At 34.5% G+C, this 20,776-nt stretch carries 19 protein-coding genes; 2 read left to right on the top strand and 17 right to left on the bottom strand.

Going from position 1 to position 20,776, the window contains the following annotated elements; all coding sequences use genetic code 11:
• Positions 1 to 4: 4 nt before the first annotated feature.
• The 7 genes from BPMYX0001_RS02475 to BPMYX0001_RS02445 all read right to left on the bottom strand — a co-directional run bounded on the left by BPMYX0001_RS02475 (position 5) and on the right by BPMYX0001_RS02445 (position 5,734).
• Positions 5 to 835 carry an ankyrin repeat domain-containing protein gene (locus BPMYX0001_RS02475; protein ID WP_018781893.1) on the bottom strand — a complete coding sequence of 277 codons (831 nt, stop codon included), beginning with the start codon at positions 833 to 835 and terminating at the stop codon, positions 5 to 7.
• The gene (locus BPMYX0001_RS02470) at positions 808 to 1,752 is read right to left on the bottom strand and encodes an alpha/beta hydrolase family protein (protein ID WP_006093461.1); all 945 of its coding nucleotides are present in this window, start codon (positions 1,750 to 1,752) and stop codon (positions 808 to 810) included. Before BPMYX0001_RS02470 ends, BPMYX0001_RS02475 begins: the two co-directional genes overlap by 28 nt.
• A gap of 167 nt (positions 1,753 to 1,919) precedes the next feature.
• The gene (locus BPMYX0001_RS02465; protein WP_018781892.1) at positions 1,920 to 2,615 is read right to left on the bottom strand and encodes an ABC transporter ATP-binding protein; all 696 of its coding nucleotides are present in this window, start codon (positions 2,613 to 2,615) and stop codon (positions 1,920 to 1,922) included.
• Positions 2,612 to 3,424: an ABC transporter permease gene (locus BPMYX0001_RS02460; RefSeq protein WP_006093459.1), complete on the bottom strand. Its 813-nt coding sequence runs from the start codon at positions 3,422 to 3,424 to the stop codon at positions 2,612 to 2,614. Before BPMYX0001_RS02460 ends, BPMYX0001_RS02465 begins: the two co-directional genes overlap by 4 nt.
• A 95-nt stretch (positions 3,425 to 3,519) precedes the next feature.
• The gene (locus BPMYX0001_RS02455; RefSeq protein WP_006093458.1) at positions 3,520 to 4,038 is read right to left on the bottom strand and encodes a nitrous oxide reductase accessory protein NosL; all 519 of its coding nucleotides are present in this window, start codon (positions 4,036 to 4,038) and stop codon (positions 3,520 to 3,522) included.
• Positions 4,038 to 5,312 carry a right-handed parallel beta-helix repeat-containing protein gene (locus BPMYX0001_RS02450; RefSeq protein WP_006093457.1) on the bottom strand — a complete coding sequence of 425 codons (1,275 nt, stop codon included), beginning with the start codon at positions 5,310 to 5,312 and terminating at the stop codon, positions 4,038 to 4,040. Before BPMYX0001_RS02450 ends, BPMYX0001_RS02455 begins: the two co-directional genes overlap by 1 nt.
• 167 nt (positions 5,313 to 5,479) lie before the next feature.
• Positions 5,480 to 5,734, bottom strand: a complete 255-nt coding sequence (locus BPMYX0001_RS02445) for a hypothetical protein (protein ID WP_006093456.1) — start codon at positions 5,732 to 5,734, stop codon at positions 5,480 to 5,482.
• A 254-nt stretch (positions 5,735 to 5,988) separates the two neighbouring features.
• Here BPMYX0001_RS02445 and BPMYX0001_RS02440 point away from each other — a divergent pair, with 254 nt between their 5' ends.
• On the top strand, positions 5,989 to 7,296 hold the full coding sequence (locus BPMYX0001_RS02440; RefSeq protein WP_006093455.1) for a CitMHS family transporter: 1,308 nt from the start codon (positions 5,989 to 5,991) through the stop codon (positions 7,294 to 7,296).
• 126 nt (positions 7,297 to 7,422) lie between these two features.
• On the opposite strand, the gene BPMYX0001_RS02435 is transcribed toward BPMYX0001_RS02440, so the two are convergent.
• The 3 genes from BPMYX0001_RS02435 to BPMYX0001_RS02425 all read right to left on the bottom strand — a co-directional run bounded on the left by BPMYX0001_RS02435 (position 7,423) and on the right by BPMYX0001_RS02425 (position 10,486).
• On the bottom strand, positions 7,423 to 8,115 hold the full coding sequence (locus BPMYX0001_RS02435; RefSeq protein WP_006093454.1) for a response regulator: 693 nt from the start codon (positions 8,113 to 8,115) through the stop codon (positions 7,423 to 7,425).
• Entirely contained in the window at positions 8,115 to 9,725 is a 1,611-nt protein-coding gene (locus tag BPMYX0001_RS02430; RefSeq protein WP_078211680.1) for an ATP-binding protein, read from the bottom strand. The genes BPMYX0001_RS02435 and BPMYX0001_RS02430 overlap by 1 nt, the downstream gene beginning before the upstream one ends.
• 71 nt (positions 9,726 to 9,796) lie before the next feature.
• Positions 9,797 to 10,486: a DUF4274 domain-containing protein gene (locus tag BPMYX0001_RS02425; RefSeq protein WP_033798603.1), complete on the bottom strand. Its 690-nt coding sequence runs from the start codon at positions 10,484 to 10,486 to the stop codon at positions 9,797 to 9,799.
• Positions 10,487 to 10,847: 361 nt separating this feature from the next.
• Between BPMYX0001_RS02425 and BPMYX0001_RS02420 the strand changes: the two genes are divergently transcribed.
• Positions 10,848 to 11,642, top strand: coding sequence for an EcsC family protein (locus tag BPMYX0001_RS02420; protein ID WP_006093451.1), 795 nt, complete (start codon positions 10,848 to 10,850; stop codon positions 11,640 to 11,642).
• 153 nt (positions 11,643 to 11,795) lie between these two features.
• Here BPMYX0001_RS02420 and BPMYX0001_RS02415 read toward each other — a convergent pair whose 3' ends face one another.
• The 7 genes from BPMYX0001_RS02415 to BPMYX0001_RS02385 form a co-directional block, all read right to left on the bottom strand.
• Positions 11,796 to 12,065, bottom strand: a complete 270-nt coding sequence (locus BPMYX0001_RS02415; protein WP_018781888.1) for a hypothetical protein — start codon at positions 12,063 to 12,065, stop codon at positions 11,796 to 11,798.
• A gap of 222 nt (positions 12,066 to 12,287) precedes the next feature.
• Positions 12,288 to 12,599, bottom strand: a complete 312-nt coding sequence (locus BPMYX0001_RS02410; RefSeq protein ID WP_000587631.1) for a heavy metal-binding domain-containing protein — start codon at positions 12,597 to 12,599, stop codon at positions 12,288 to 12,290.
• Positions 12,600 to 12,955: 356 nt separating this feature from the next.
• Positions 12,956 to 15,259 carry a binary toxin-like calcium binding domain-containing protein gene (locus BPMYX0001_RS02405; protein ID WP_033798602.1) on the bottom strand — a complete coding sequence of 768 codons (2,304 nt, stop codon included), beginning with the start codon at positions 15,257 to 15,259 and terminating at the stop codon, positions 12,956 to 12,958.
• Between the two features lie 120 nt (positions 15,260 to 15,379).
• Positions 15,380 to 16,438, bottom strand: a complete 1,059-nt coding sequence (locus BPMYX0001_RS02400) for a sensor histidine kinase (protein ID WP_018765619.1) — start codon at positions 16,436 to 16,438, stop codon at positions 15,380 to 15,382.
• Positions 16,435 to 17,148 (bottom strand): response regulator transcription factor, encoded by a 714-nt coding sequence (locus BPMYX0001_RS02395; RefSeq protein ID WP_006093449.1) that lies wholly within the window; start codon positions 17,146 to 17,148, stop codon positions 16,435 to 16,437. Before BPMYX0001_RS02395 ends, BPMYX0001_RS02400 begins: the two co-directional genes overlap by 4 nt.
• A gap of 1,445 nt (positions 17,149 to 18,593) precedes the next feature.
• Complete coding sequence (locus BPMYX0001_RS02390) at positions 18,594 to 20,153, bottom strand: flotillin family protein (RefSeq protein ID WP_006093447.1); 1,560 nt, start codon at positions 20,151 to 20,153, stop codon at positions 18,594 to 18,596.
• A gap of 12 nt (positions 20,154 to 20,165) precedes the next feature.
• Entirely contained in the window at positions 20,166 to 20,714 is a 549-nt protein-coding gene (locus BPMYX0001_RS02385) for an NfeD family membrane protein (protein WP_006093446.1), read from the bottom strand.
• Between the last annotated feature and the right edge of the window lie 62 nt (positions 20,715 to 20,776).

Below are 20,776 nucleotides of genomic sequence, written 5' to 3'. Positions count from 1 at the left end.
TACATTATTCTGTAGATTGTTTGATAATTTCATTTGCTCCTGCTACTCTTAGCATATTTGCGATTTCTTTAAAACCTCGATTTTCCGCATGCTCTAGTGGAGTAACGCCGTCTCGATCTGCCATATTTACATCTGCCCCATGATCAATGAGTAACTGAACAATTTGTTTATGATTTTCACTACCATTACCAAGAACAATTGCTTCTAGTAATGCCGTCCAACCACGGTCATTTCTATAATTCACATCGATATCTGTGCGACCTACTAGCTCTTTTACAACTTCCACATGTCCTCTTTCAGCCGCTGGAATGAGTGCTGTTCCACCATGACGATTTGTTTCTCTAATATTTGTTCCTGCATCAATTGTTAGTTTCACAATATTAACATAGCCCTCTTTGCTCGCATAAAGGAATGGATTTTCTTTATTTTCATCTGGCAATTCAATGTCTGCACCTGCATCGATCAATGCTTTCACTGTCTCAACATGATTATGATACGTCGCTGCCATTACAGGTGTTTCTCCTTTATCCCCTGATACATTTATGTTAGCTCCATCTTTTATTAATTTCATAACTGTTTCTGTATCGCCTAATGTTGCAGAAAGTAATAATTGCTTATCCATTAAATTCATATTCTTTTTCTCTTTGTTCTCTTCTTCCTCTTTATGCGTCTTCTCTTGTTTTTTTTCATTTTTCACTTGAACCGGTTTAGATTCAACCTCTTCTTGCTTCTCACAAGCTACTATCATAATGAAAAGCCCTAACAACATAAATAATAAAAAATTTTGTTTCCTCACAACTACAGCTCCTATGAAAGATAATGTTTTTTTAACCATCCCTTCATCACATGTAACAACTCTTCTTCAATAGATTTATCCATAAGCCCCTCATATTCCTTCATTAATCGAATCATTGTATGCTTATGTTCATAATTTCTTAAAATATGGTTCATGTTCGGAATGATATGCCACTCTGCTTCACCATTAACATATGAAGCAATCAGTTTAGCATGCTCAGGTGGCACTTGTATATCACTGTCTCCCGTAATTGCTAAAACAGGACATGATACTTGCTCTAAATATGTAACTACATTATATTGTAACTGTTCTCTTAGCCATTTTGCATTCACTTTTGTACCTTTGATCCATATAACAGCTTTTGTTGAATGTTGCACCTTTTTCATCAGTACTTCATTTTGCTTTCTTATATGCTGCGGAATTTTCAACATTTTAGATAAACACCCTCTGAATCCTGACGCTATTTCTAACTCGTTAGCAACTTTATCTACTTGTCTCTCGAGCAACAATTTAGATGGTTCTGCTGCACCAGCAAGTAATATTAATCCCGCAACTGATTCTCTTACGTAGACAGCTGGTGCAAGCAAAGCTCCCTCACTATGCCCCGCAATAATAACACGTTTCGGATCTATTTGCGGATGATCCTTTAAAAATCTAATCCATAAAGCAGCATCATCAATAAAATCTGTTATCCCTGCTTTATAGTAATTCCCCTTACTTTTATGAGTACCACGTTTATCATAACGAAGCACTGCAAATCCTAAAGAGGTAAAATAATCAGCTAATTCTTTATATAAGTTTAACTGTAAACGACTTGTATTTCCATCACGATTTCCCTTCCCAGTACCACCAATCAACATAATAACTGGATATGTTTCTGAATAATATGTAGGAATTGTTAATGTTCCTTGAAGTGTAAAAGTACTTTCAATTGTCACAGACAGTTCTTTCCCCATTTCTATTCGCCTCTCATTCTTTTTCAGGAATGATAATCGTTGCAATCGCTCTTCTTTCCTACTATATTCTATGCCTATATTATCAAAAGTAAGAACAGGTATATAATCCAAACAGCTGTTGAAAATGATTCAACAGCTGTTTGGATTATATGAAAAAATCTATTCTGTTACTTACGATGAAGCTGCAATAATTGTAATATCAAGTTTTCCGTATTTCCATCGTCTCTTATTTCTTGTGTAATCTTTCCATCTTCCATAAAGAGAATCACATCTCCAATATCTGCTGCTACATCCATCATATGTGTAGAAAAAACAATGATTGTACCACTTCTCTTTATATCTTTTAATAATGTAACAAATTCATTTACCCAATATGGATCTAAACCATTTGTTGGTTCATCTAATAGTAGTAATTTAGGCTTGGCGAGCCACGCTTGTCCAAATAAAAGCCTTTGTCTCATTCCTTTTGATAGTCTGTGTAAACACTCGCTTTGCTTCTCTTCTAATCCAAGTAATGCAATTACTTCCTGGACTCTCTCTTTTCCTACCTTCCGAAAAGCTGCATAGAATGATAGAAACTCTTGTACAGTCATAGATTGTTGCGCATGAAAATCATCTGGCATATAACCAATTTCAGCTACATATCGCCTTCTATTTTTACGCAATTCTATGTCCTGTAACCTTACTGTTCCAGATGTAGGTGAAGAGATTCCTGCTAATATATTAAGGATCGTACTTTTCCCCGCTCCGTTTCCACCGCATAGTACAATACATTCTCCATCTCTACCGTGTAGCGAAGTAGGAAATAATGCCGTTTTCTTTTTATACTGCTTACAAATTCCATCAATTTGCAATACCGTCATTGGTTTCTTCTCCTTTCTAGTCGCCAAACAGCTAATAATAAGAAGATTACTGTATAGATCGCACTATACATAAAAAGAACTATAACTACTGCCCCACTCTGAAAAAACATCACAAGCTGATCATAGGATTGTCCAAATACTGCCCCTCCCCCTAATTGAATAACAAATATGATTCTTAGCAGTTCAGCCGGATTACAAAACACAAAAACTTTTATAAGCGACGCTATCATCGTATATGGAACAAGATTAAGAATACTAATTACTGCCGTAGGCCACATCATAATGAGTAAAAACCAAACTGCAATTGAAATTGCTAACGCTTGCCACCTTGTCAGAGAAAATGCACCAATTGTTATACCTAAAACTATAAAAAAGAATATAAGAATAATAGAAAATAAGTAAATTGCTAGTATCCAGCTACTTTTAAACATACTTCCACTTAATAATCCAATCATTACACTACTTCCAAAGCTAAGTGTAAAAAGAATAATTTGCGCTATAAATTGACCAGCAATCTTTCCTATTACATATGAGGATGTAGTTAAAGGATATGTACACAGAAGCCGCCACTGTCCATTTTCCATCTCATTTGCAATTGAAAATGATCCTGCGATTAACATAAATAAAGGGATAATGTATAAAATTAAGTTTAAAATCGTTCCCATTGTGTTCGTATATCCCGCTAAGGATGGTACATTCCGTTCCATCAAAAATAATAAAGAAAGTATTACAATCCAAAGTAATAAAAATGTATACGAAGACTTTTCTCTTACTGTTCTACGCCACTCTGAATAGCATATATTCCACATATCATCACCCTTTTTATAGAAAAAGACAACCGCCTAAGGTTGTCTTTTATCCAGCTATTTGTAGGCTATAAAGCCTCTTTCCATTTTATTTCATATTAATGGGAGTGCCCTGAGTTATTCTCTTTCCCATGCTCCTTCTTCATTTTCCCCATCATTTCTTTATTCATTTCCCATTTATGATCCGTTAACTCTTTATATGAAAGGACTTTTCCAGCATGTTTAGATACAAAGTTTTCAGCATCTTTTTTCTCTTTAAAAGAAATTACATTGTATGCCATTGGCGTTTTAATTGTTTTATCATACACATAAGTAGCTTTATCTAATGAAATCCAATCCTTGGTATGATAATCTCGAACAAATTTTTCTTGTGTTTTTTCATTTTTATGTTCGTCCATCCATTTATACATACAACCAATGTCATCAAATTTTAGCGCTTTACCATTTTCTAAAATAACTTCCGTTGCGAATTGATTATCCATTACTGCCATATTACAAACATCACACTTATCATTTTTTTCATCGACCGCGACTGGCTCTGCGCCCTTCTTTCCACACCCTACCACTGCAAATACTAGGCACATACACATAACAAATACAACATGTTTTATTTTCATCAATACTTCCTCCCTAAAAAGAACAATATACTTCCCATAAGCAACATACTTACACTAATAATCCAAGCTTCAAATTGACTTTCTGTACCTCTTTCTATCTTCGAAAACTGCATACTCATACTTGGTTTATAATCAATTAACATCGATTCATCTGGAATTTTGATTAAATTTTGTAAAACAAGCAGCCCAGGCGAATGAAAAAACAACTGGTATTCAGGAATATCCTGCGTTAAAACTAAAAAAAAAGAATCAGCCTTATAAGGTAATGCACTAATACCTGTATGATTTAAATCTACTTTTAAAGCACCATCCCAATAATTACGATGAATTACATTATTCGTGCTTTTCGCAGCTTGTGAGCCATTGATATTACTTAAAAAGGTATTCTCAGCTATTTCATTTTCATTTGCATTTTTTAATTGCACTCCAATAAAGTTATTTGTAACGATGTTTTTTATAATCCGACTATCTTTCGCCTTTTCAACATACATTCCCACTCTATTGTTAGTAACTTGATTCTGCATAACTTCTGTTTCTATCGCATCGTACAAAAGTAATCCTTGCGCATGAACATTTCTTCTATTATTGATAAATTGATTTCCCTTTACAGTCGTTCTTTTCGTACCCATAATCATCGCACCAGTTATATTATATTGTGATATATTATTGCTCACATTCGTACCATCAGAATACATAAGGTGAATACCATAACGAGATTGCCTAATGGAATTTCTTAATATTTGATTATTATCACTTTGCTCTAAATAAATCCCATCCCTTACATTTTTCATTCGAACATTTTCAATTTGATTCCAATGGGACTTCCATAAATCAATTCCATTACCGTTAGCTTCTCCTAGAATACTGCTATTCTGGATTTTCGTATTTTGAGTACCTTCCAACTTCATCCCAATTTGCTGTGTACGAATTTCTAAATCAGTGAAATTATGCCCGGCTCCTGCAACATATACAGCGGCTGTTCCCTCTCTTTTCTTACACTGCTCTATTTTTAGTCGTTTAACAGTAACATTTTCCCCATTCACCTTAATAACAGGTTTATTACCACAAAAACGAATCTTCGTATTTTTCTCTCCTTCCAACGTAATAGGTTTTGATATTTCAATCGTTTCATTATACATACCATTTTTTAGCTTTACAGTTCCGTACGCAGGAGTATCATCAATTTGTGATTGAATTGTTGTTTCAGCATGAATACGAAATGGGATACAAAGTAATACAAAAAATAAGAGAAAAGAAAATCGAATCATTTTCATATGTAATTCCCTTCTCTATCAAATTCTATTTACTTACTCATTTAGGAGAATACCAAAGAGTTGTGTGAAATTTGTGTGAGATTTGTGAAAAAACAATGCACTTTTTGTAATAAATGGAATTTTTCCTAATAAAAAAAAGATGTGTAGCAATTTCTACACATCTTCTATCATTCGCAGCCCGTAATCAATAAATCATCTTCTAACTTAAGTAACAATGTATCCATATCAATTTCCTGACCAACCTCTATATTTACAGATCGTATATGACCACTAATTCCCACTGCTACTTTCTCCAGTGTTCCGTCATTTTTTCGAATCGTCATTAATTTTGCCCATTCATATACGTAAGATGATTCATCAACGAAAATCTCTTCTACTCTTCCTTTATATGAACTATAAATCTCTTCAATCATTGCTTTCATTCAAAATCTACTCCCTACTTCACGCTTCTCTATTTTCTCATCTATTCTATCACTCCTACAATAAACACATTATATTTTTAAAAATTCAAAATAAAATTCATGAACAAAATGAACAAAATAACGATTATGCGTTTAATAACGTTATTTTTCTAATTATTTACCATACATATTCCATCCTTTATGATAAATAGAAAGGTTTTTCTGAATTTTCAGCATTCGTTGAAAGCGCAATCATTTTCAGAGGGGGAGATTACATGTTAGCGGTACTCGGGTTTGCGATGGTCTTTGTCTTTATGTTTTTAATTATGACCAAACGTATGTCAGCATTAGTTGCATTAATATTAATTCCTATTATATTTGCATTAATTGGGGGATTTTATGCAAATGTAGGACCAATGATGCTAGACGGGATTAAGAAATTAGCACCGACTGGTATTATGCTTATGTTTGCCATTTTATATTTCGGAATTATGATTGATAGTGGATTATTTGATCCAATCATTAGTAAAATCTTGAAGATTGTAAACGGTGATCCATTAAAAATTGTTGTTGGTACAGCAATTCTTACTATTATTGTTTCATTGGATGGTGATGGCACAACAACATATATGATTACAGTTTCTGCAATGTATCCACTATATAAACGCCTTGGAATGAATCCGCTTATATTAGCTGGAGTTGTTATGCTAGGAGCTGGGGTTACAAATCTTACACCTTGGGGTGGTCCAACAGCTAGGGTTATGAGTGCACTTACTCTCGATGCTTCACAGTTATTTACACCACTTATTCCAGCAATGATTGGTGGAGCAATATGGGTTGTTTTTGTTGCTTACTTCCTTGGAAAAAAAGAGAGAAAGCGCTTAGGAATTGTCGATATACAATATACACAAAAAGAAAAGGCACTGATGGATGAACAAGCAGCAACTACAGAAGCTACTAGCTATAAACGTCCCAAATTATTATGGATTAACTTTTTATTAACAATCGCTCTTCTCGTCTGCCTTATCATAGAGGTTATGCCACTTCCTGTATTATTTACAGTTGCTTTTGCTATTGCAGTTATGATTAATTATCCAAGTCTGGAAGAACAAAAAGAACGTATTGCTTCTCATGCAGGAAACGTATTAGCGGTTGTTTCTTTAGTATTTGCCGCTGGAATTTTCACAGGAATTTTATCGGGGACAAAAATGGTAGATGCGATGGCACAAAGCCTAGTTGCCCTTATTCCTGATGCGCTCGGACCACAGCTTCCTATTATTACAGCTATTATAAGTATGCCTTTCACATTCTTTATGTCCAATGATGCTTTTTATTTTGGTGTATTGCCAATTCTCACAAAAGCCGCTGCGGCTTATGGAATTAGTGCCGCTGAAATGGGGCGTGCCTCTCTCCTTGGACAACCAGTTCACTTATTAAGTCCACTCGTTCCATCCACTTATTTATTAGTTGGAATGGCAAAGGTTGATTTTGGTGAACATCAACGCTTCACTTTACTTTGGGCAGTTGGAACAACAATGGTCATGTTAATAGTCGGTATTATTACTGGCATCATTCCAATATAAAATGAAATAAATATCCTCATCCTTCCTATTCAAAAAGTAGAGACCATAGAAGTCTCTACTTTTTCTATTCTATGTTTTTCTCCGCTATTCGTAGATAGTAATACTTCCACTGGTTAAAATTCCACTTTATGAAGAGACCTGAAAATATCTTCTTTCTGGTCTTCCAACATTTCCATATATAAGTTCTGCATAAACCGTCTTTTCAGAAATTAAATACTCTAAATAGCGTCTTGCTGTCGATCGGCTTACGCCTACTTCTACACTCAACATTTCCGCCGTAATTCCTTCTTGTCCAACGTTAGATACATATTTTCTAATTTTTATTAGTGTTAAAGGATCAATTCCTTTTGGGGCATAAACAATTTGATTATATTCCACCTGTCCTTTAAACCACAAATGCTCAATTTGTTCTGCAGATAGTTGCTCAGTTTGTTTTAATTGTTGTATTTTTTTTTGATAGTTTTCTAAACTTTTTTTGAAACGATCAAACATAAGTGGCTTTACAATATAATCCGACACCCCACCTCGCAATGCATGACGGACAATTTCGACTTCTGATGCCGCTGTAATCATAATTATATCCGTATCATGTAGGTTACGCCGGATATATGTAACAAGTTCCGTCCCTTGCATATCAGGTAAATAAACATCCAATAAAACAAGTTGCGGCGAGACAAGATCTAACCACTCTTTCGCTTGTTCTCCTGTTGTTGCAGTCCCAATTACCTTGAATCCCCCTACTTTTTCAGTAAACCGACGATGAATCTCTGCGATGCGAATATCATCTTCTACAATCAGTACTTCAATCCCCTCGTTCATTACAATTCGCCTCTTTCCTTTGGCAATGCAACTATAAACAGTGCACCACCTAGCTCCCCTTTTTCTAGCGCCATACTCCCATTTAAATCTTCAACTAACTCTTTTACCTTTGCTAACCCATAACCTCGTTTTTCTCCTTCTTTTGTCGAAAAGCCTTTATCAAATATACATGTAATTACCTCATCATCAATCCCAAGACCTGAGTCTTCAACTTCAATGACAATCTCTTCTCCAATATCTGTCACAAACATTCTAACTTGCTTTTCATATCCCTGATTATATTCAACTGCTTCAAATGCATTTGTAATTAAATTACCTACAATAGAAACAACATGATTACTATCAATATGCGAACCTAACTTTTGCAAACTACTCTCGCGATCTAAAATAAAATCAATTTTCAATTCTCTAGCTCGATTATAAAATCCTATTAAAATTCCACCTAGCCACGGATTTTGTATACGTTCCATAATAAACTGAACAAAGTCTTGGTATACAGCAGTCTCTTTATGAATAAGCTCCAATGCTTCATCATATGACTCTAATTGGATAAGACCCGAAAGCGTATACAAAAGATTGTTATACTCATGTGTCTGCGCTCGAAGTGCTTCTGTATAACGCCTCGCTTGAGATAGTTCTTCAGTTAACTGATCCATTTCTGACTTCAAGCGAAAACTAGAAACGACTCCCATTACCACATTGTTTACTTTAATAGGTAATCGATTTACAATAACAGCTTGTCCCCTTATATCTAAATATCGATCAAATTGCTCTTCTCCAGTTCGGAGCACTTCTAATATTGAGGAGTTCGGAATAATTTTCAAAATAGAATCCCCAATGATAGTCTGATGTTTTTCAAGAGAAAGAATTTCATACGCCGCCTGATTGACTAAACGAATGCAACCTTCTTTGTCTATTACCATAATTCCTTCCCGTACAGATTGGATGATAGCACTATGTTCCTCATATAGAGAGGAAATTTCTTCTGGTTCAAAACCAAACATTAATTTTTTTATACTACGTGCTAAATATATAGAACCAAATATTCCAATTACTAACCCAGCAATAGCAATCCAAAATACTCTCTTACCGTATGCTTCTGCCACTTCATGAATATCCTCCATAGAAAAACCAACAGATACAACACCGATAATATGATTAGTCTGATCACGAATTGGTACTTTCCCACGTAAAGAAAGACCTAACGTCCCAGTCGCTTTTGAAATATATGATTTCCCATCCGTTAAAACCCCCTCGTTATCCCCACCAACCATCTCTTTTCCGATTCTCTCTCGCAAAGGATGCGCATAACGAATCCCATCTTTATTCCCTACCACGATAAAATCGGCATCTGTTTCTACTCTTATTTTCTCAACAATTGGTTGAATAATAGCAGATGGGTTTTCTTTCTGAAATGCTTCTTGAATTTCAGGTATGGCAGCAACTGTTTTTGCAACGTGTAATGCCCTTTTACCAATTTGCTCTTCCACCGTTTCAGATACAATATAGTAAAAAAGAAAGCTCGTTAAAACAATAACAAAGAAAATGAGTGTACCAATCGTCAATGTAATTCTTGGCTGTAATTTTAATTTTTTAACCTTCAAAATCATTCCCCTAACTTTCATTGCCCATTACTCTGTATAATCTCCTTAATACAAAGATCACAATATGAAAAAATAGCTTATAATATATTAGGAAACCTCCTTAAAAGATGTTGTACAAAATCTACATACTCCCTTTCTTCATCACTACTATCTCCCTGATTCAGCCAATAATCCCCATCTACTAAATCAAACATTTCAATAGCAGTTATTTCCTGACAATTAGCATGTTGCAATACCATTTTCATCAGCTGTAAATCATCATCCCAATTAAAATGTAATACAAAAGCATGTAACAATTCCAGAGTATTTAATTGAGTCAAATAAACATTTACTTCAGCAGATTCTCCATACAAACAACCATCGATGATTGCTTGTTCGCTTTCTGTTAATTTCAGTCGAATAGCTCCTTTTGTTTCCAATAATAAATCTGCTATTTCAGGATTATGTCTTGCTAAAAACCAAGGAGTTTTCTTTATCCCGGCTGAATGATTCAGTTCCACTCCATTTTCGATTAAACACTTCACAGCTTGTTTATTATTAAACTTAATTGCTTTAGTAAGTACTGACTCATGTAAACGATCTGTTATGCCTGTTTTCGCCCCGAAGGCTAGTAATTCTTTGAATATTTCAATAGGAGCCTTTTTTACAATTACGTAATGCAAAGAAGTTCTTCCAAACTGATCTTGTTCATTTATATCCACCTTTGGCATAGCTCCTATCACTTTTTCAAGATTTTTACTCTTAATTGCTTCAAACAGTATATTCATTTCATCCACCACTTTCGAACTAAAGTCTCTTTTTTACAGAAAATACTGATATCTAAAAATGGATTAAGCCCTTTATCAGTAAAAAAGGATACCTCACAAAAATCAATTAAGCTTATTCAAATGTTAAAAGTTAAGTAAAACTAACATATTTATTGTACTCGTATATCTACTTCCTACACAAGAAATCCCAACTGAAATGCTGTATTACGTTATCTAATTCTATACTTCCTTCAAGCCGGTTCTCTTATCTTTTTTTCTTATTTACAGCATCCAATATAAATACAAACGCTAAATTTTATTTATTATTCAAAAAATACCCAGTAAAATAGAAAGACACGGTTATAAGAAAGTAGGGCGAAAAATGGAGTCAAAAGAACTTTTATTACAGGAAATCGCAATCATTGACAAATGGGAGAAAGAACAGGAAGATCTTTGGTTCTTTGAAAAGTGGGGGAAAATTCCATTTACTATTCTTGATAAGTTAACTCCAAAGTTTATCCATAAGAAAATTAATATTTTACTAGATGAGCTCATTCAATATCTCAATTCTGGAAGTAAATATTTAATTCATCCACAAACAACAATAAAGAAATTTGAAAACGCAGCTTCTTTAACAGATGTTCAAAAATCCCTTTTAAGTGAGATGGATACAATCGTTGATAAAATTATCGAAAATAGAAAATCTGTCGCAACTGCACAAGGGGCCACAACTGGTTTTGGTGGCATTTTCACCCTAGCAATTGATATTCCAGCTGTTTTAAGCATGTCACTAAACATTCTGCAAGAAATTGCAATTTGCTACGGTTATAATCCTGAAGATATTCAAGAGAGATTATTTATCGTAAAATGCTTACAATTTTCCTCGTCTGATATTGTAGGAAAACAAACCATTCTTCATGAATTAAAACATTTTGATGCTCGTGTCAATCACGACGACAGTATGTCCCAAATTAAATCATGGCGCGAAGTGTTTACTGTATATCGTGACAATTACGGTTGGAAGAAGCTATTTCAGATGATTCCCATTGCTGGTATGATTTTTGGTGCTTATTTAAATCGAAAAACGATTGAAGAAATTGCTGAAGTAGGTAAGATGCTTTATAAGAAAAGAAGGGTACTAGATAGACTAGAAGGAATGAAATACACTTCTAAATAGTGTCTAAAAAGGCGGGCTGGTGCAAAGATATAATAAAAGAGAATATACCACATATATTTCTTGCACCAGAATCCCTCAAAAATTATCAAAGATCTTTCTACGTTTTTCCCCTTTAGAGAAGGTAACTCTATTTAAATATAACCAAAATAGAAATCACATCGTTCCCCGTATCAGCAAAATAAAAGGAATTAAGAATACTAACACATTTAATACGATCCCAATCTTTGCTCCATTATTTTTATCTACTTTATAAGAAAAAATAGCTAAAATAAATCCAATAGGACAAAGAAATAAAGGTAAAACAAGAGAAATCCCCTGAAATACAGTTAAAATAATTTCATTTATAAAGTTAACTATGAGTAAGATCAATAAAACTGGTATTAAAATCGATATACTTGTAGTTACCCCACTTTTTTTTAACAAAATATTCTCCTTTTTATTAAAAATATATTTATTATGAATTGAACATCTTCTTCCGCTAAAAAATATACCATAATTGGAAATATTAACGGTGCAAAAAAACACTAAAGTAACTTAAAGAAAATAAGATATTATTTCCTTTCAGGTGTTTCACCTTTCTAATTTTACAAAAAAGAAAAAGTACCTCACTCTTAACAAGGTACTTTAGCAATTATACTTTTTATTTTATACACGTACAGCTGTACCACTAACAGCAACCATTAACATTCCATCACGAACGACTTCGTAGTCTACATCAATACCAACAATTGCATTTGCACCTTTTTGCTTCGCAAGAGTTTTCATCTCTTCCATTGCAATATCACGTGCTTCTTTTAATTTACTTTCATATGCACCAGAACGGCCACCGACAACGTCACGAACAGAAGCAAATAGATCACGTACAATATTTGCACCCATAATCGCTTCACCGTTTACAATATCGATATACTCAATAATTTCTTTTCCTTGAATCGTTGAAGTTGTTGTTATAATCATCACTGACACTCTCCTATAATATCTAAAAATTTACTGGTATTTCTTATACCTTTATTATCACATTAAAATAATAAATGAACTATCTAATAACCTTACATAAAGATGACAGGTTTGTAAGATTTCATAGGTGAGGACTGATAATCAGTGGCAAACTCTTCATTCCCACTGATTATCAGTCCTCACCAACTAGCATTTTACGGGCAGTAATACTCTTTGTTTTTAGGCAGGAGTATTACTGCCCGCGCAAATAACGAGATAAACTTAACTTTTATTAATTGTTACCGCACGTAGCTTTCAAATATGCATAGCTCACTAAGTTTTCTAAAACCATACTTGCGGCCTTATAATCTCTTACTTTACTTAATGCTTTCTAATTCCCATTTATGGTTATTACCTGGTGAATTTGTATGCTCAGGTTTTAAAATAAACTCACTAGAAGCTACAACTGGGGCGCTACCATTATCTGCGACACTAGCAGTCCAATTATTTTGTCTAAATGTGATATAAGTAGAATCAGATTTTAGATAGAAACTCTTCTCATTAGGAAGCTTGTCTAATTTAATAGAAGATCTATTGTTTTCAGTATCTAACCAGTTATAATCATAACCATTTCCAATATTTAAATACTGGTAACCACTATAACTACTGTTAGTAAACTTAAGGAACACTTCTTCATCTTTTTTGAATGGTTGTCCTGGTTTAGGCTGTCCTTTTCTTTCTATCATTACTGGTGTTGCTTGAATGTCTGCTCCATGTATTGCTTTTTGTATAGGACCGAGTCTCAATCTATCCCAATTGGACTGAGGTGAAAAGTGTACATATCGCCCATTAATTGTTTGGCTTAAACCAATGTGCCAATCCTCCTGTACACCTTCACGTATGTTAACATTCGTCTTCAAATAGTACTGTTTTCCTTCTAGAATAGGTTCTCCGGAATTATCTACTACTAATTTATCGATAGCCTCTAGATAGCTTTTATTTGAAACAAGAGGCACAGAAACTTCAGTTTTATTATTTTGGACATCATTGAGTTCAAACTTAACTGGGGTTTCTCCAAGAGCTCTTTTGTTTACTGCTAAGTCTACAGGTTCATTCTCTTTAGATTCATACACATTTGAATTCTTATTTCGAACTAATTTTACCTTTTGTTGCTTACCTTCTTTATTATTAACCGTAACAAAGATTTCTTCACTTATATTAAATAAACCTGGTATAACCGATGCGTAAATCTTTTTCTTGCTATAATCATAACTGCTATATGATAGAGTTGGTCGTAGTACGCGGTTATCAAAGAAACCAAGGTTCACACCTCGTTCTAAAAGAGAACGATTTGGACCATAACGAACTAGATTTTTGTTTAGCTGACCATTTACTACAGCGTTTGCTGTCCAAGCATAACTATCTATCCCGCTATTTTTAAAAAATTCGTCCAATGAAAGATTATGATCAACGCTAGCAGGTTTTGTTTTATCCTTTTTTGGTGTATACACTCTAAATTTTGGTATAGAACCCAAATTTGTTTCTACTAATGTAGTAGAAGCATTTACATTAGACGCAAAATGCGCCCAATCTCCTAAATTTTCAAATTTCCCATCTTTCATTGTATACACATTCATCGTACTAGTAGGCAATACTTCAATAGAAAGAGGTGCCCCTTGTTCTACTGCTTTTAATTCATCCAGTGTTAGGGAAATTTTCACATCCGCTTGACCTTCTACACTGTCCATTAGAATTTCAGTTTTATTGTTTCCACCTTTTTCTGTAGTTAACAAGTTTGCCTTATAACGGTCTTGTGTTGCCTTTACAGTATTGATAATTTTATTTCCTAATCGAATGTTAAAGTGAGGTGAAACATCCCCAGCAGATGCTGTACCCGTATTTTTATATTCTAGATGGAAGCGCACATTTGCTGCTTTAGCTGAATCAACAGTTGTTGCTGTTGACCAATCAAAACTATTAGAAATACTTTCTGTTTCTGTTTTTGTATTAGAATAACCATACCCCACATTTAACGATCCTTTTCCTGAAGGTACAGGACCCGCTGCTGATCCCTCAGCACCGGCTTCACCAGCTAAACCTACATTAAAAGAATGTTGTACCGATAAACTTTTTTCCCAACTCTTAGTACGTGATTCACCATTTGAATCTGTAATACTAGCAACTGGAGTAATATCGATGCGTTTTACAGCAATTTGTAGATTTGGCACATTCGCAATCATGGGATTGAAATCTACATCAGAATCACTGCCATAATGCTCCACTTCATAGCTATCTGTAAAAGGATCTCCATCTGAGTTTGCACTCCTAGGATTTGTTATAAATCTCTTTTCACCAAAGTCTTGCTGTTGATCCCATGGTTGGGCTTCATTTTTCCCTGTCTTTTTATTAAATACAATTTTAAACCCTTTTTCTTCTACATCATTAGGAATGCCATCATTATCCCAGTCATTATTTTCCTGAGGCTCTTCCATAATTATGATTCCCTTTTTTTCAGAACCATCATAGATAATATTTTGCCCTTCCTTCATATTTTTATTTTCTTTAAAAGTTTCCACTTTTCCGTCTTGTTCAGGTGTTGTTTCAGCTAACGCAGGGGATGCCAAAGTCAGTGCCATTGTTACACTACCTAATACACTAAGTGTTGGTTTTAATTTCTTCATCGTCATTTTTCTCCTTGTTTTCTAGATGAGTTAGAACATCTACTAGTAAGATTAACTTCATCATAGCTAACAAATCTTTCATTTCTCTCTCATAAATGTTACAAAAGTCTTTCAACCGTATTATTTCTTTTCTGATGCAATGGGAAGAGTAAACCAAAATTCACATCCCTGTTTCCCATCCGAACGATCTTGAACACCAATTTCTCCTTTGTGTATTTCAACTAGTGATTTTGCAATGGCGAGTCCAAGTCCAGACCCTCCAGATTGTGAACTTCTTGATGGATCTGTTCTGAAAAAACGTTCAAATATACGTAATTGATCATCGTAAGAAATCCCTTCCCCTTCATCACGCAAAATGAATGTAACTTGCTGTTTTTGTTTATTTTCCTCCACAATTAACTCGATTGTTCCAAATGTGGGGGAATGCCGAATCGCATTATGTAACAAATTACTGATAACCCGCACTATTTTACATGGCATAATCCAAAGTCGTGGCAATGTATCCGAAACGTGCAATTGCAAATGGATATTTTTGTCCTTCAATAAGATCGCATGGGAATCTAGTACTTCTAATAGAATGCTGTCCACATGTGTTAAACTGGGATGAAAGGCTCCTTGTCCAAGTTCTAGCTTAGAAAGCTCAAACAAATTATTAATTAATCCACTTAATCTTTGAATTTCGTTTAGGATTGTTGTTAGATACTGCATTTTCATATTAGGATCTTCAATTAAACCATCTTGTAACGCTTCTATCATCAATTGTATGCTAGCCATAGGGGTTCGTAAATCATGGGAAATATTCGCAATTAGTTCTGTACGTGCTTTTTCTCCTTGTTCTAACTTAGTAAAGCTTTCTTCTAATTTTTTAGCCATTTGTTGAAAAGCTGTCGCTAATTCTTTAAACTCTTCTGGTTCTTTCCCGATTATATACATCGTTTCAAAGTGTCTATCACTAAATTGTTTCGTTAATGCAATTAAATTTTGAATAGATCTCATAATAGGACGTGTCATTAACCAGTAAATAATCGTTGAAAGAATCATCGCTACCATCACAATTCCTATTAATAGCCGTGTTTGTTCCGGTCTAAGTAACATTCTTCTGTCACTATACCAGATCGAAATTACTATGATTCCCGTGCTTAATAAATTCATCAATAACAATTGATTCCGTAACTTCATGTTTCATTTCCTCCATCTGGCTCAAAGCGATATCCTATGCCCCAAACTGTATGAATCCAACGATTCTTTGTTGTATGCTTCTCCAATTTTTCACGTAGACGACTCATTAACACAGTTACTGCATTTGTGCACCCTTCATACTCAAAATTCCATATCTGTTCAAGAAGTTGAGATCGTGAGAATACTTGTTTTGGATGTTTTGCCATTATATAAAGTACCTCAAATTCTTTCACTGTTAACTCAATTTCATGTCCACAAACAAATACACGTCTTTTCGTTGGATCAATCTTCAAATCTAGGAACTCTATCATTTCTGATACAGGTTCTTTCTCTTGTATCGTTGCTTGATTTCCTCTTCTTAATATAATTTGCACCCTTAATACTAATTCACGAGGTGAAAACGGCTTTGTCACATAATCATCCGCGCCCATTGTTAATCCTAAAATTCGATCTCTTTCTTCTCCTCTAGCGGTTAACATAATAATAGGGACATTAGAGTATTGGCGAATTTCCTCACATAATTCCCAGCCATCTTTTTTCGGCATCATCAAGTCTAGAATAATTAAATCTGGTTGATATTGCTGAAATACATTCCAACCTTCTGTTCCGTTTACAGCGGTGTATACTTCATATCCTTCTCTTTCCAAGTACCGTTTACATATTTCTCGGATATTATCTTCATCTTCTATGATTACAATTCTTTTTTTCATACATTAAGTCTCCTCTGTTCCTTATAAAAACTGCGATAACAGCACACTAAATAAAGTGAAATTTTAATCAGTGGGGGTCTTGATCCCCCACCTAACTTCTTTGTTTTCGGTGGGGGTCTTACTGCCCGTTAATGCGGGATAAAAATACATGATTTTTATTATGCTTTTACGAAATAATGCTGATATAAATAGCCTTCCTAAGATATTTCTCGCTTCTTACCATCTTTAAAGAATGTTAAAAATAAAGTGAAACTTTAATCAGTGGGGGTTTTCTTCATCCCCCACTGATTATTAGTTGAACGAATCGGGCTTTTACGGACAGTTCATCTCCCACCTAACTTCTTTGCTTTCGCTAAATTTTGAGGTGGGAGTGTTACTGTCCGTTAATGCGGGATAAAAATGGAGTTACACAATAATTTTTATGTCACATTAACAATTCTGTTTATATAACTATAAAAACATTTGAGTTACGCTATACACAACAGTCCATCCTATTTGTAATCTCCCTTGAATAAAAGTAGCTTTTTCAAACGCTATATGAAGTTCAAATTCCCCATATTAAATTAATTCTGTTTCTCTAACGCTATTTTCAATCCTTTTTGAAATTCTTCGATATCAGGATTGATTCCAAATACTTCCTCCATTGAAATGAGCCTGTTTAGTAAAGGATATTAGCCTTTCCATACTTGTATATATTTGCTTTCAATTTCCTCATCTTTCTAATCCTCCTAATGTTCTTGTAGCAAGTTGTGTAACGAATTATAATTAAACATATTTTAATGTAGTTTAACATACAATCATTTCTCCATTAATCTAAATTTACTTTATTTCAATTAAATTTAACACATTGAAAGAAATAACATAATTGTATGCAGCAGAAAAGATATCTTTAGCCTTGATATTATTCAATTTCTTTATTTTTAGGAATCAATCTCGTTGTTCCTATAATGTCTTTTTATATGAATACGTTACAATTAGTTACTGATATAATGAAATATTGCTACATTTACTCAATTACTAACACCTCCTATCACCGGAATATAGATAGATTTAATCAAAAATTGATTATACTGGGGTTACTTCTTTGTTCTTCATCTTCATCTGAATCTTTATTTGAATTTGCCAATCATATATGGGCATTATTTCTTTCCAAAGCATTAGGTGGTATGAGTGCGGCATGTATGATGCTAGCGAGATTCTGGTGCAAGAAATTTATAAAACCTTGACATACTGATACTATCAATCTAAAAAAGGACATGATCAGTATGAAAAAGAAAAATTGATTTACAGAATCAACCTGCCCAAACTAGAAAGAATTCATCCATCAATTGTTTGCACTTATATCATCAAATATAATTCCGCTAGAAATATATGCGCTATATTCTCTTTTATTTTCGCTTTGCATTAGAGCCTAAAAAGGCCCCTAATGCTAGAGGCCTTCTTCGTTATTTTTCACTTTTCTCGTTTTCTTCCACTACTTGCACAACAGGCTTCTCACTCACCACCTGCTGCACAGCACCTTTTCCAGCAAAACTTTCTAATAGTTCTTTTAAATCAATACCAGAAGAAGCTTTTAATGTTTCTTGCATCGTTGCCATTAGATCAGTCGCATATCCTGCCACTTTTCCAGCTCCGCTGTTTTTTCCACCGCCGCCTGTATCCACAACAGTAATCTTATCAATGTTACTAAGTGGGCTTGCAATTTCTTTTGCGTAGCTTGGAAGCATTTTAAGAACCATATCCATAATTGCCGCTTGCCCATATAATTCGAACGCTTCCGCAATTTTTTGCTTCGCTTCCGCTTCTGCTAAACCTTTTAATCGGATAACATCCGCTTCCGCTGTACCTTGCGCTTTTTGAACTTCTGCTTTTGCTTGCCCTTGTGCCTTTTCAATTTCGGCTTTTGCTAAACCTTCTACACGCACCTCTTCCGCACGTGCTCTTGCTTCTGCTTCAATCTTATATTGATCTGCATCTGCTTTTTTCATTTGTTTTACTTTTTCCGCTTCCGCTGATTGTTCAACTGCATAACGATCTGCATCTGCTTTCTTCTTTACTTCCGCGTCGTATTGTTTTTCACGACGTGCAATTTCTTTTTCTTCTAATTCAATTTGCTTTTCACGCTCAATGATTTTAACGCGCATTTGCTCTTCTGTAACACCTTGTTGTGCTTTTGCTTGTTGTAATTCATAAGAAAGGTCCGCATCGGCACGTGCTTGCTCTTGCTCTCTCTTATATGATTGTACTTTTAATTCTTTATGCTTTTCAGCCTCTGCAATTTGTGCATCGCGTTGATATTCAGCTTCTTTTGCTTCTTTCTCCGCACGAGCTTTTTCAATACGTGCTTCTTTTTCACGCTCTGCATTCGCAATTGTTGCATCACGTTTCACTGTTGCGATTTGCGGTTGACCTAAAGCATCTAAATAACCATTTTTATCCATGATTTCTTTAATCGTAAAGGAGACAATACGAAGCCCCATCTTCTTCAAATCTGTCGAAGCAACTTCATGTACTTTTTGTGCAAATTGCTCTCTATTACTATAAGCATCCTCCACTGTCATTGAAGATAAGATAGCACGTAAATGGCCTTCTAATACTTCTTTCGCTTCAACTTTTAACTCTTCCGTTTCTTTCCCTAAATATTGTTCAGCTGCTGTAGATACTTCTTCAATTGTTGAACCTACTTTAATAATAGAAACACCATTTACCGTAACTGGCACCCCTTGCTTTGTATACGTATCACGTGTTCCAACTTCTAATTTATAGTTTAATAAACTAAGAAGTTCCGCTCGTTGCATAATTGGTACAACAAATGTACCACCACCACGAATAATTTTAATTTTTTTACCATCATCTGTTGTGACAACGTTTTTCCCGCCACCAAGCCAGTTTCCTGTTACAATCAGCGCCTCATCAGGACCAACTGTACGGTATTTTGTGATAAACACCAAAATAAGTAAAAGTAAGATTGCGAGTAATATACCACCGATAATTAATGGAATCATTCAAATTCCCCCTTATAACTTTGGTTTTTTTAAAGAATAAGCGATGTTCTGTACAAGCAAAACACCATCTTGAACTTCCTCAATAATGACCTCGGTTCCTTGTAAAATATCTTTCTTTCCAATTGTCTTAGCTGGTATCGCATTACTTCCAAATTGCGAAGAAACTAATACTTCTCCAAATCCTTCTTTCGGGATGGTAATAATCACTTCTCCTTTGCATCCAACAAATTCAGCCATACGTTGCACTGTATTTTGTTCAGCTTCTGCAATTGGTTTTAAAATCAATATTTTCATTAGGAAAACTCCAATAAAAGATATGCCGAAAGAAAGACTAAAAATAACAATACTATTCCAAGTAAATAAATACTCTCCTATATAACTAAAACCACAAAGCATGGCAAAGAAACTGAGCAGCAACGTTACAATAGATGTAGATCCACCTCCGAAGCTACATATGGATTCAAATATATCTCCAAAAAAGATATAAATAACAGTAAGTACGGTAGCAATAATAAATCCATATAAATAAATTGTCTCAAGCGGATAACCCAACAATGTCATGCCTTATCCCCCTTTCATCATTACCTCTCTCTTTGTTATATGTATGCCTCACCTCTTTCAAA

This window comes from Bacillus pseudomycoides DSM 12442, assembly GCF_000161455.1.
GTDB classification, from domain to species: Bacteria; Bacillota; Bacilli; order Bacillales; family Bacillaceae_G; genus Bacillus_A; species Bacillus_A pseudomycoides.
This window is presented reverse-complemented; position numbering and strand designations above follow the sequence as displayed.